The 12,619-nt window shown below is 50.6% G+C and carries 9 protein-coding genes; all 9 read left to right on the top strand.

The window, feature by feature from the left end; all coding sequences use genetic code 11:
• The first annotated feature begins 1 nt into the window (after position 1).
• The 9 genes from SC127_RS02325 to SC127_RS02365 all read left to right on the top strand — a co-directional run bounded on the left by SC127_RS02325 (position 2) and on the right by SC127_RS02365 (position 12,591).
• A complete protein-coding gene (locus SC127_RS02325; RefSeq protein ID WP_243080042.1) occupies positions 2 to 1,084 on the top strand; it encodes a 4-oxalomesaconate tautomerase in 1,083 nt (360 codons plus the stop codon).
• A 9-nt stretch (positions 1,085 to 1,093) separates the two neighbouring features.
• Positions 1,094 to 1,966: a DUF1932 domain-containing protein gene (locus SC127_RS02330; protein ID WP_243080041.1), complete on the top strand. Its 873-nt coding sequence runs from the start codon at positions 1,094 to 1,096 to the stop codon at positions 1,964 to 1,966.
• A gap of 437 nt (positions 1,967 to 2,403) precedes the next feature.
• A complete protein-coding gene (locus SC127_RS02335) occupies positions 2,404 to 4,149 on the top strand; it encodes a tannase/feruloyl esterase family alpha/beta hydrolase (protein ID WP_332625029.1) in 1,746 nt (581 codons plus the stop codon).
• A gap of 461 nt (positions 4,150 to 4,610) precedes the next feature.
• Positions 4,611 to 5,843: an MFS transporter gene (locus SC127_RS02340; RefSeq protein ID WP_243080039.1), complete on the top strand. Its 1,233-nt coding sequence runs from the start codon at positions 4,611 to 4,613 to the stop codon at positions 5,841 to 5,843.
• Between the two features lie 414 nt (positions 5,844 to 6,257).
• Complete coding sequence (locus SC127_RS02345) at positions 6,258 to 7,238, top strand: VOC family protein (protein WP_243080038.1); 981 nt, start codon at positions 6,258 to 6,260, stop codon at positions 7,236 to 7,238.
• 576 nt (positions 7,239 to 7,814) lie between these two features.
• Entirely contained in the window at positions 7,815 to 8,552 is a 738-nt protein-coding gene (locus tag SC127_RS02350) for a PadR family transcriptional regulator (RefSeq protein ID WP_332625032.1), read from the top strand.
• Positions 8,553 to 8,901: 349 nt separating this feature from the next.
• Complete coding sequence (gene hpaD, locus SC127_RS02355; RefSeq protein ID WP_332625034.1) at positions 8,902 to 9,921, top strand: 3,4-dihydroxyphenylacetate 2,3-dioxygenase; 1,020 nt, start codon at positions 8,902 to 8,904, stop codon at positions 9,919 to 9,921.
• Between the two features lie 99 nt (positions 9,922 to 10,020).
• On the top strand, positions 10,021 to 11,256 hold the full coding sequence (locus tag SC127_RS02360; RefSeq protein WP_215845105.1) for an MFS transporter: 1,236 nt from the start codon (positions 10,021 to 10,023) through the stop codon (positions 11,254 to 11,256).
• A gap of 48 nt (positions 11,257 to 11,304) precedes the next feature.
• A complete protein-coding gene (locus SC127_RS02365) occupies positions 11,305 to 12,591 on the top strand; it encodes an FAD-dependent monooxygenase (RefSeq protein WP_332625036.1) in 1,287 nt (428 codons plus the stop codon).
• Positions 12,592 to 12,619 lie beyond the last annotated feature (28 nt).

The following is a 12,619-nucleotide window of genomic DNA, read 5'->3' on the forward strand; positions in this document are numbered from 1 at the left end:
GATGAAACAGACCTTGCTCCCTTGCGTCCTAATGCGTGGCGGCACCTCTAAAGCGGCCTGCTTTCTGGCATCAGATCTGCCCGCCGATAACGCCACGCGCGATCGCGTGTTACTGGCCGTCATGGGTTCACCCGACACGCGCCAGATTGATGGTATCGGCGGCGCCGATCCGCTGACCAGCAAAGTTGCGATTGTTTCAGCCTCAACGCGTCCCGACGCGGATGTTGATTACCTGTTCGCGCAGGTTAACGTGAATAAAGCCGTAGTAGATTACGGGCAAAACTGCGGCAACATTCTCGCTGCGGTCGGGCCGTTCGCAATTGAAAAAGGGCTGGTGGCGGCGCAGGGAGAGGTCACACGGGTGCGCATTTTTATGGTGAACACCGGGCAAATCGCAGAAGCATGTATCGCCACGCCTGAGGGAGCTGTGGAGTATGAAGGCGATGCGCAGATTGACGGTGTGCCGGGTTACGCAGCTGAGCAGATACTGAATTTCCAGGATATTGCTGGCTCCAGCTGTGGTGCGTTGCTGCCGACGGGGAATGCACGCGACAGCTTTGACGGAATTGATGTGACCTGTATTGATAATGGCATGCCTGTGGTGTTGTTACGCGCAGCCGATCTGCAACGAAGCGGGCTGGAAACGCGCGAACAGTTGGACAATGACGACGAGCTGAAAGCGCGGCTGGAGTCGATCCGCCTACAGGCTGGCCCACGAATGAACCTTGGCGATGTGGCACAGCGTACGGTGCCAAAAATGACGCTGATTGCCGCTCCGGAACAAGGCGGTGCCCTGACTACACGCACCTTTATTCCGCACCGCTGTCATGCATCCATTGGCGTATTAGGCGCGGTGAGCGTGGCAACCGCCTGTCTGATCCCCGGCTCTGTTACGGAAGGGCTTGCTGAGGTCAGCACTGCCCATGAACAGAGACTGGCTGTTGAACATCCCACTGGCGAGTTCAGCGTAATACTGACACGTGATGCGGCGGGCAACGTTATTAATAGCGGACTGATTCGCACGGCACGCCTGCTATTTGAGGGTCGAGTAGCCATTCCGGGAACACTCTGGTCAGGCAACTGAGGAGTACACATGACAGGTATTGCGATTATCGGTTTTGGTGAAGCCGGACAGGTTTATGCTCAGGATTTAGCGGGTATTGCAAACGTGCGTGTCTGGGACAAAAAGTTTCTCAGCCAGCACGCTGAGCATTTGCGCGGGCTGGCGGGGCAAATCGCCGTTCAACCAGCAGGTTCACTGAATGAGGCGCTGGACGGCGCAGATTTAGTGTTTTCCCTGGTAACAGCATCCAGCGCGCTGGACGTCGCAAAACAGGCAGCGCCGCTGCTGCGTGCCGGCCAGATTTTTCTGGACTTTAATTCCGTTGCACCGGAAACCAAGCGTGCTGCCGCTGAGGTAATAGCAACAGGGGCAGGAGCGTATCTGGATGTTGCGGTCATGGCACCGGTGCCGCCAAAGCGGCTTGCTACACCGCTGCTGATTGGCGGGTTTGCAGCGTCTCTCGCTGCGGACACGTTAAGTGCGCTGGGTTGCAACGCGCGCGCTGCCAGTGAGCATATTGGTGACGTGTCGGCGATCAAGATGTGTCGCAGCGTAATGATTAAAGGTCTGGAAGCCTTAACCACCGAATGTCTCAGTGCGGCGCGGCAGTATGGTGTAGAAGAAGCCGTTTTAGCCTCTCTGCATGCCAGTTTCCCGTCGCTGGGATGGAACGATCAATTGCCGCATTATCTTATCAGCCGGGTTGCGGAACATGGCGTCAGGCGCGCGGAAGAGATGGGCGAAGTGGTGAAAACCTTGCAGGATGTCGGCGTGGCGGGGGTAATGAGTCAGGCGACACAGCAGGTGCAGGCCGGATTGCCGGCAAGAATGGCGGAGCAGTGCGTTCGCTACAGTGATTTTACGCCATTCGTCTGGCAGGAAGCGTTAGATCGTTTGAGGTAATTGATCATGAGAGCGTCTACAAGCTACTGAGTCGTTGCTTAAAACCCGGCCTCAGATTTTCATTGCAGAGAAGATGAATAAAGGCCGCTTTATTCATTAACTCTTCTTCTGTCTGCTCATGCGCTAAAGGCCATAACAACCGAGCTTTTGCTGAGAATGTGGCAGAGCTGGCGGTAAAAAAGGTGCCGGCTTTAGTCAGCGCCTTTTTGCGTGGCGTGATTAACACGGTAACAGGGTGCTATTTCCGCCGCCAGCTCGGCCAGCAATGAATCATTCGCACCATACGGCCTGCGCCTACTACTTCACCGTTGAACCAGGTAAAACATATTTCCTTACGCTGCTTATCTAAATGCTGACTTTCTCCACGAAAAGATTTCGCAGTGAAAATATGCAATAAATTTATACTTGCCACACACGGTATTACCTCAGGGAACCTTATGAAGAACAAGCTTTTTTACGGTCTGCAGTTGCTGTCACTGCTGGCCGTTTTTTTAATATTGCCGGAAGCACATGCAGCCAATCTGGCAATGATGAAACCCGCGGTCAGCTGTGACAGCCTGAAATCTACTGACCTGACAGAGATCGGTGGTAAAGGCAGTCAGGTTAACAGCACCTCGGTTATCAAACTGAACAATGCTCAGTGGTGCAAAGTAGAAGGGACGCTGGCTCCGGAAATTAGTTTTCGTCTTTTATTACCCGCAGACAGCTGGAATCAACGATATATGCAGGTAGGCTGTGGCGGCTTATGTGGCTCCATTACGCTGCAGCCCGGCGCAGCGGCAGGATGCGCACCGCTCAACAGTAACGGCTTTGCTGTGGCGGCGACAAATATGGGGCATCGTGAAGAGGAAGCGGACTGGGGAAATGACAGCCAGAAACGCAGCGATTTTGCATGGCGGGGACAACATTTGACTGCGCTGGCCGCTAAAAAACTCATCGCCGCGTTCTATCAAAAACCGGCAGCATTTGCTTACTTCAACGGCTGCTCCGACGGTGGGCGCGAAGCGCTGATGGAAGCGCAGCGTTTCCCGCATGATTTCAACGGCATCATTGCGGGTGCGGCAGCCATGAATTTCCAGGTGCAGAACGCGATGTATCATGCCTGGCAGGTAGTCAGCAACCGGGACAAAGACGGCAACGCACTACTGACGTCAAAAGACCTGCCGTTGATACATCAGGCTGTGCTGAATCAGTGTGATGCGCTCGACGGACAGAAAGATGGCCTGATTGCCGCGCCGGAAGCCTGTCATCCCAACCTGGATGTGCTTCGCTGTAAAGCGGGTCAGCAGGACGGTAAATGCTTGAGCAACGTACAACTTACCGCGCTGAAGAAACTCTACGACGGGCCACGCGATGCAAAAACCGGTCGTAAATTGATTGTCGGCGGGCCGCAGTATGGCTCTGAACTTGCCTGGCAGGGCGTGTTTATTCCTGAAGAAAAGAGCCAGCCAGTGATGAGCTCAATGATTTCGCTCTCTTCGCTGCGTTACGTTAATTTTGTCACTAACCCGGCACCGTCTTTTACACTTAATGAGCTGAAATTTGATCAGAAAACTTTCGATGAGCTCAGTAAGTTGCACAGCCTCTATGATGCCACCAATCCTGATTTGCGCGCGTTCGCTAAGGCAGGCGGCAAGCTGATCATCTGGCACGGCTGGGCCGATCCGCATATTTCTCCTCTCAATTCAATTGCATACCACAATGCGCTGGGCAAAGAGATGGGCGCATCACAGCGCCAGGCCTTTGAACGTCTGTATTTGCTGCCCGGTGTTTACCATTGTTCGAATGGAGAAGGCCCGAGTCTGGTCGATTTCCTGACGCCCGTGATGAACTGGGTGGAAAAGGGCCAGGCACCTGACGCTGTCACTACCTGGCAGGCCTCACCGCAGCAGAAAAACAGCTTTGGTCAGCCTGTCGGCGCGGATGGTAAGCTGCCTTTGAAAGCCAGCCCGATGCAGGGAGGAAAACCTCCAGTGATGGAACGTCCAGATATGAAACTGGAAACCATCCCGTCTAACGCAGCATCGCGTCCTGTTTATCCTTACCCGCAATATGCGGTGTGGAACGGCAAAGATAATGTAATGCAGGCGGCGTCCTATGTGCCGAAAACGTTACCTGTAATCAACAAGCATTACGATTGGGCAGGATCGCATTTTTATCAGCCTTATCAATTTAGTCATTAAAATCAGTTAAAATGTAAATATAAAAAGCGTCGAGATTGCGGCGTTTTTTATTTTAGCGCGTTAGAAGTTTGATGGTATCTATTAATTCAGAGTGTTTTTTATTTTTAGAATTGACGCCTTTATAAGCATGTTGGTTGTAAAAAAATAACTACTTTTAATTAATATTTATAAGGATGAAGGAAGAACGTATCTGTAGCGAGTAAATAGGTGTGTTGGTTTATTTATAAATAAAAATCATGGCTGGATAAATATTAGTGATTGGCTTTTTTCTTGCGCTTTAATAATGGATTGAGTGTTGTTTTTGATATTGTAATTTTACCGCGGCAGCGATCACAAAAAACTATAAAGGTGCTGTTATCAATCCTTATTTTAACCTACTTCTGTATGTCGTTAAACGATAATAATGAGCCTTACCTGAAAAGGTGGCGAGCTATTTTTTTGTAGCCAACGGCGGGTGGAAAATGAAAACAGGATGGTACGGTGAACTCACCAGAAATGAAAAGAAAACCTGGTGGGCCTGTCTGGGCGGGTTTACTCTCGACTCGATGGATAGCACTATTTATTCGCTAGTCATGCCAATATTATTAAGTCTGGCAATACTGACTAAATCCGAAGCTGGAATATTAGGATCGGCATCCTTAATAGGTAGTGCTTTGGGGGGCTGGAGCGCTGGCATGCTGGCCGATCGCTGGGGGCGTATTCGCGTCATGCAGTTAACGGTGTTATGGGTGGCCTGCTTTACAGCACTGACTGCACTGTGTGGCGAGTTCTGGCAGTTTCTGATCGTACGTTTTTTACAGGGCCTTGGTTACGGCGGCGAAGTTGTCGTTGGTGGTGTCTTAATCAGCGAAGTGATCCGGGCGAGTTATCGTGGTCGTGTTGGAGCATCAATTCAGAGCGGATACGCACTCGGTTATGCCATTTCATTGGCCGTACTGCCGGTGTTACTGAATTTTTTCCCGCAGGAAATTGCCTGGAAATTATTTTTCCTTATCGGCATTGTTCCGGCTGTTCTGGTGTGGTTTATTCGTCGCTTAGTGCCGGAGTCACCCGTTTTTTCAAATACGCCGCAAAATAAACAACCTAAAAAGATAACGGAGATCTTTCAGGCAAAGCACCGGCGTATTACCGTGACCGCAACTTTATTGGCCAGCGGAATATTTGGTGGTGCTTATATAATGATTACCTGGTTGCCAACCTATCTGCGTATGGAACTGGGATTGCCGGTAGTATCAATGTCAGGCTATTTAGCGATAAATATTTTGGGTTCGCTGATAGGTCCCTTTCTCTATGGCCGTTTAAGCGATAAGTTTGGCCGATGGAAAACCATTATTCTGTTTCTGTTGTGTCAAATGATTGTTGTCAGTATTTATATGTTCGCTAACGTCAGTCTGAATATGACGCTTGGATTGGGTTTTTTTCTTGGGGCATTACAGGGTGGTTTGGCTTCAGGTTTAACCCCCGCCTTTTCTGAATTATATCCTACACACATTCGCGGTAGTGGGGCAGGATTTTGCGCCAGTTTTGGACGCGGCTTCGGTTCGCTAATGCCTGCCCTGGTAGGTATTGTCTCGAGTCAGGTTCATTTAGGATATGCAATGGGAAGTCTGGCGATTGCTTCTTATTGTATAGGGATCATTGCCGCTCTGTGCCTGCCAAATGCAACGGGCGTTAATCTCGCTGAAGTTAATTAAAGCGAATTCTTTTTAATTCTCGTCAGCAAAACATTTTTAGCGCAGTGAATGGTGAAACGGATGCGGCTTATACAGCGCACTACACCTGTAAACTGACAGGGGCGGTCGGTGATGTTGAGACGCAACCATCAGTCGCGTGACCAGCAGGGGAACCGCAGCGGCTATTGCACGTTAATCTGTTTCGGTTATGTAAAATTCCTTTCGACTGATCCCTGTGATCATGCAACCTGTTTGCGTATATAAACGTGGGGTTGCCGCTTCTTTACCCAGCCTGTCGTGTTACCGCTGTCACATTATAAAAGAAACTCATACCTGCAAAGGTAAAACCAACTCTCTTGTTGGGTGAAAGGCGGATAACTTACCTCTTAATTAAACAGAGAACATTGGTACGCCTACACAAGAAAGGAGGTCCTTATGACAAATCAAATGACGGAGCCCTGTCATGATATTGCCCATCTGGCACATGTCGAGATTTACACTGACAAATTTGAAGAGAGCCTTAATTTCTTCGTCAACGTCTATGGCCTTACCGTCTCGGCGCAGGATGAAAAGCATGCATGGCTGCGTGCCTGGGATGACTATGAATTTCATACCCTGAAGCTGACGCGTCATCATACGACTGGAGTAGGGCACATCGCTTATCGTGCCAGCTCGGAAGCAGCGCTGATGCGACGTGTGGCCGTCATTGAGGCCAGCGATTATGAAATAATTGGCTGGGTGAATGACGATCAGGGACACGGTCGCGCCTTCCGCTTTGCCGATCCTTTCGGTCATGTTTTTGAAATTTATTATGAAACCGTACGCTATCAGGCTGAAGTAGGTGAGAGCCCGTCACTGAAAAATCTTGCGCAGCGTTACCATGGACGTGGTGCTTGTCCTCGCCGCCTCGATCATCTTAATTTGCTTGCAGCGGACGTAAGTGAGTTTAAACGCTTTATGGAAACCTGCCTCGGCTCGCGGGTTACAGAAATGATTCAGCTTGATAATGGCCGGATTGGTGGCTGCTGGTTCACCATCAACAATAAAACTTATGACCTGGCATGCACGGAAGAGCATGGCGGCGGCAGAGCACGTCTGCACCACGTGACTTATGCCACAGACACCCGAGAGGATATTCTGCGCGCAGCCGATATCTTTCTCGAAAACGGCGTGCATATTGAGACGGGCCCGCATAAGCATGCGATTCAGGGGACCTTTTTCCTTTACGTCTGGGAGCCGGCGGGGAATCGCGTTGAGCTGGCAAATTCCGGCGCTCGCCTGATACTCGCCCCGGACTGGCAGACTGTGGTATGGACAGAGACCGAGCGTAAAAAAGGGCAGGCGTGGGGATTAAAGACTATTGAGACTTTCCATACGCACGGCACACCACCGATGCCAAAGGAAATGAAAGAGTAATTTCATAACCAAAGACTTTTTTAAAAAGAATATAAGGCTTGATTATCTTAGTAAGCGTTCAGCGGCAAGGTGCGTGACCAGCCGCTGGCCGGTAATGTGCTAAATAACATTCAGCCGGTTAACTTCGTTCAAGGTAAAAAACCGCAGCAAAGGCCGCATCACAAGCTCCTCACCCGAACACCCGAAGCGGCAATGTCAGCTTAGCTCCTCACAATGTATGTTAAGCACTTTTAAGCCTACTAACGGTAGATTTTATCCTTTTTTCCTTAGCTATTCTGGCTTTACGGAATTCCTACATGTATGGCCAGACTTAACTACGTCAAAGCCATGCCGATCCGGCGGCGCACTCTCTTTCAATCTTATTTAGTCCTTTTTCAAACGTAATGAAACAACCCTAGAACACGCGCCTCTCTGCTCCAAACTGATCTCTATCTCTTTTTGTTCAAGCTCATTTTGTTCAGGAAAATGTGCTGTGTTACGCGTTTTGGTTAAAGCCTGTTGCATTTTACTATCGTAAGATATATAAGTTTGTATCTTACGACACAGTCGTAAGACACATTTAATCAGGAGAGACCTATGTTTAGAGATATGTTTAATGAACGCCGTGGCGGCTGTGGTCGAAAACACACGCACCGCAATGAATTTGCTGATCAGGTTGAAAGCCGTACAGAGAAGCCAGAAACAAACGTTAACCAGTGGCATCAGGCGATGCGCGGTGAACGTCATCATAGACGTTTTGCCGGTCCACATGGCGGACGTGACGGGGGTCATCGCGGGCATCGCCGTGGGGGTGGTGATTCCGGTCATCGCGATCGTCCCTCTTTCCTTCGTGGCCGTAAATTTGGTGCGGATGAGTTACAGATTTTATTACTGACGTTGTTGAAAGAGCAGGCCAGCTACGGCTATGAGCTGATCAAAACTCTGTCAGAGAAAAGCGGCGGTTTTTATAAACCAAGCCCGGGCGTGATTTATCCCGCCCTGACTTACCTTGAAGATGTGGGTCATGTCACTGTGCACCAGGAAGGTAACCGCAAACGCTATGCAATCAATGAGCAGGGAGAAAGCTGGCTGACCGACAATCAGGCAATAGCGGATGCGTTGCTTGCTAAACTGGCGTTGTTCGCTCAGCAGAGCGAAACCGTGAATCAGGCAATGTCTGAGCAGCGTCAGCCGTTTGAACCGTCATTAATGCAGGCGCTTCATGAACTACGAAGCCAGTTACATAGCTATCATGGCAGTGATGAAGAGACGCAGCGACAGGTTGCCGCCATTTTGCAACAAACGCTTGCACAGCTTAAATCTGTAGAATCTTAATTTGTATCAAGCTCGCACTAACGCATTATAAAATAATAACTTTCCTTCACATGCTGATCCTGCCAGTACGGACAGCATCATAAAAAAGGTATTGAGTGATCCCTCACTTAATACCTTTTTCGCTTTGCTGAGCGCTGCAACTTCAACGTTTTTTAACCTTCATCCTGAATTGTGCGCTTGATCTCCAATTCATCGCAAACAATGAGATATATCTATTAACACGATATATCTAAATTATCGCTTCCTCGTAACTGAAGTCAGTCGTAGTGGCGGGGGCAAAAGCGGGCCGGTTATGTCATTGCTGGCTCACATAACAATACTGACAATCGCTTCGTCTGAAAGAGAGAACATGCCCATGCCACAGATTGATGAGTTGGTTTTGGAACCCCCCTTTAATGTAACGCGTGCCAGCCACGTCGTGCTTAACGTCCGCGACCTTAATGCCAGCCGGCATTTCTATACCGAGCTGGTCGGGCTAGTGGTGAGTGATGAAGATGATTCGGCTGTCTATTTACGCGGCCTCGAAGAGCGCGGGCACCACAGTTTAGTGCTGCGTAAATCATCTGAAGCGACATGTGCATGTATCGGAATGCGCGTACGTAATGAAGACGATATCTATAAAGCACAGGACTATTTTGCCGAACAGGGCAAAACGGCGACGCTGGCTGATGTGCCTTATCAGGGGCTCACGCTGCGCGTCAGAGACAATGTGGGTGTGCCACTCGAATTTTGCGCATCAATGGAACCGCGTGAACGGATGCTGAAACAGTATCAGCATTATCGCGGGGCCAGCGCGCAGCGACTTGATCACTATCAGCTGCAGGTCAGCGATGTTCGCCAGACGTGGGGTTTTTATCAGGCGCTCGGATTTCGCGTCAGTGAATATACCTATTCGAATATTAGTGAGATGCAACATTTATGGGGCGTCTGGCTGCAACGGAAAGGCAATCCGCACGATATCGTTTTCACCCAAGGGCCAGGCCCGCGCCTGCATCACTTTGCTTATACCCTGCCAGATTCCAACGACATGATCCGCGCCTGTGATGTTGCCGGTGCGTTAGGTTATGCGCCCAATCTGGAGCGTGGCCCTGGCCGGCACGGTATCAGTGGTGCACTGTTTACTTATTTCCGCGATCCTGACGGGCATCGCATCGAATTGTTCAATACGCATTATCAGCACATCGATCTGGAACCCGCGCTCGGCTGGGATTTAGCTGATCCTAAACGCGCCGATCAGTGGGGACTTCCCGCCCAGAACAAGTGGTTTACCGAAGCCACGTCCTTTACTGAAACTGTTCTCACTCAACCGGAAATCCGTGTCGATCCTCCTACGCTGGAACGTTTTCTTGCCTTGGCTAACGATGGTTAACCGTTCTGCAGTAACGCTGTAATACGCGTGGCGCAAAGCCCGCTATCCCACTGTTTCTGCATCAGCAGACTGTGATATCAGCTTTAGGGAGACAGGATCGTGAGTACATTCATTCAAAATCCACTTGTCAGAATTCTCGTTGCCTACGCCCTCGGCGTAATGGCTGCAATGACCGTTAGCGAAGCCGTAACTGAATTAGGTTCTATTGCTAAAGAGTTTCACGTATTCGACCACAGCCAGATGGGCCTCATTATGTCCCTGCCTTCGCTGATGGTTGCGTTAGGTGCACTGTTGGCCGGGTACATTGTTGATCGTGCCGGGGACCGTATTGTTCTGTTAGTCGGTGCCGTCGTTATTGTCATTGGTGATGTTTGTGTTGTTGCCGCCCCCACATTCAACTTACTTTTAGCCGGGCGAATCGTGACAGGCATAGGTTACGTCATGACGGCCGTTGCCGCTGTAACGCTGTTAATTCGTATTACGACCGGCAAACAACGCAATATGGCGATGGCATTATGGTCAACCTTTGTTCCCGCCAGTTTTCTGCTGCCCTTTCTCTCTGCCGGTCTTGCGGACCACTTCAGTAACTGGCGCGCTGCGTTTATTGCGCATTCGCTACTGACGCTGCTGCTGGCATTCATCGCCATGATTAGCCTGCCGCGTCGGAGTGCAGAAGAGAAAGCGCAGTTTTCACGCACGCGTGGTCTGCGCGCTGTTCTGAGAAGCCCGCTGATCTATCTGCTCGGTATTTCATTTGGTGCCGACGCCTTTTTGCAAACCGGCATTATTTCCACACTTGCACCTTATTTATCGAAACGCTACAGCGTACCGCTAGTGGAAGTGGCGCACTGGAATGTGGTGGCGATGATATGTAACGGCATTGGCTGCCTGATGGTAGGTGCAATGCTTAACCGGGGAGTAAAGGCCGCCGCGATTGGATTCGTTGGGCTTATCCTTACCGGCATTCCAGCCCTCGCAATTTACATGTTGCCACTCGGTTTCATGCTCTCGGTGGGCGCGTCATGGCTGTTTATGTTTGGCAGCGGCCTGCTGGTGGGCATGTGGGCACTGGCACCAGTCGTCGCGCCAGCACGTGAAAGCATTGGCGCCACCAGCGGCTTGATCACACAACTGACGCTGGTTGGCGTGTTCTTGGGTCCTCCACTGTTTATCGCGGCACAACACAGTGGAAGCATGCAGTCGCTGGCAGTGTTGGTCATCGGTGGGCTGGTTGTTTGTCTGGCAGGCGTACCGATCTGGCTGCGCGATGTCAATCATCAGCCCGGACGCGACGCCCATGCTGGAGACCGTAGCACCCTGAAAAGCCATATCTGAATTTCCTGAACGCTGAGCTTAAAAATTCATAAACAAGAGGACGTCACTATGTTGGATATCGTCATCATCGGTGCGGGCCCGGCTGGCCTTGCCGCTGCCCTGCGCCTGCATCAACAGGGTTTTCGCCCGCGGCTGTTTGAAGCCGTTGCAGAGATAAAACCGCTGGGTGTCGGCGTTGACATCAAACCCTATGCAGTCAGGGAAATTACCGAGCTGGGTTTATACGACGCGTTTGTCGACATTTCGGTTGAAGCGAAAGAATCGATCTTTTACACCGGCCACGGACAGCAAATTTTTGCAGAACAGTGCGGCCGTCATATGGGCTACGACCATGACCAGCGATTTGTTCATCGGGGTCGTCTGCAAATGATGCTCTACAAAGCGGTACAGGAAAGGTTGGGTCAGGATGCCATTACGCTGGGCTGTCGTTGCAGCGGAATTGAACAGGATGAAAACGGCGTTACCGTACATTTCGATAACCATCTGAATCCCGATGCGCCACAGAGCGTCCACGCCGATGTGGTCATTGGCGTAGACGGTATTCGTTCTGTGATCCGCAGCAAACTGCTGCCCGAATCGGCACGCAGTCATTTCTCCGGTTTGACGCTTTACCGCGGTGTCACAGTGATGCCGCCATTCAAAACCGGTGGCAGCATTTTGCATATTGGCGATCCGATTCGTCAGGGCACGCTGATCGTTTACCCGATACAGGACAACGTAGATGGCAACGGTAACCAGTTGGTCAACTGGGTTATCGAGCAGAACGAAAAGCCGCAGAGCGAAGAAGACTGGAATCAGAAAACCGGTGTGAAAGAAATTGAACATGTATTTGACGACTGCAAGCTCGATTTTCTTGATGTCAGCGAAATGATCCGTAATGCCAGCGAATGCTACCTGTTTCCGCTTATCGACCACGATCCGTTACCGCAATGGTCGTTTGGTCGTATTACGTTGCTGGGCGATGCCGCGCATGCCATGTATCCCCGCGGCGGTAACAGCGTGTGCCAGGCGTTTGTGGATGCGCGAGTGATCGCCGAAAAACTGGCGTCTGTTGCCGATCCGGTGGAAGCACTCAGAGCTTATGAAAATGAGCGTCGCGAGAAGGTGAACTGGCTGGTTGTTGCCTCACGAGGTGAAGGGCCGGAAGTCGTGCGCCGTATTGTAGAAGAACGCAGTGGGGGCAAACCGTTTGAAGATATAGAAGCTATCTTCCCCCACGAAGAAGCCTTGTCGATTTTCAGCGAATACCACGCCAAAGCGGGTATGCGTATACCAACAGAGAAAGAGACAGACCAGCCGGCTAAATACAAGTCGGTCTTTGCCACACAAAAATAACGTGAAGCAATCTTAACGTAGACAGAAA

The organism is Pantoea sp. T14, assembly GCF_036663535.1.
GTDB lineage: Bacteria > Pseudomonadota > Gammaproteobacteria > Enterobacterales > Enterobacteriaceae > Pantoea > Pantoea phytostimulans.

Bases quoted from the DNA above. Each gene is read 5' to 3' on its own strand.
- SC127_RS02325 (WP_243080042.1), top strand. From the start codon at position 2: ATGAAACAGACCTTGCTCCCTTGCGTCCTAATGCGTGGCGGCACCTCT.
- SC127_RS02330 (WP_243080041.1), top strand. From the start codon at position 1,094: ATGACAGGTATTGCGATTATCGGTTTTGGTGAAGCCGGACAGGTTTAT.
- SC127_RS02335 (WP_332625029.1), top strand. From the start codon at position 2,404: ATGAAGAACAAGCTTTTTTACGGTCTGCAGTTGCTGTCACTGCTGGCC.
- SC127_RS02340 (WP_243080039.1), top strand. From the start codon at position 4,611: ATGAAAACAGGATGGTACGGTGAACTCACCAGAAATGAAAAGAAAACC.
- SC127_RS02345 (WP_243080038.1), top strand. From the start codon at position 6,258: ATGACAAATCAAATGACGGAGCCCTGTCATGATATTGCCCATCTGGCA.
- SC127_RS02350 (WP_332625032.1), top strand. From the start codon at position 7,815: ATGTTTAGAGATATGTTTAATGAACGCCGTGGCGGCTGTGGTCGAAAA.
- hpaD (WP_332625034.1), top strand. From the start codon at position 8,902: ATGCCCATGCCACAGATTGATGAGTTGGTTTTGGAACCCCCCTTTAAT.
- SC127_RS02365 (WP_332625036.1), top strand. From the start codon at position 11,305: ATGTTGGATATCGTCATCATCGGTGCGGGCCCGGCTGGCCTTGCCGCT.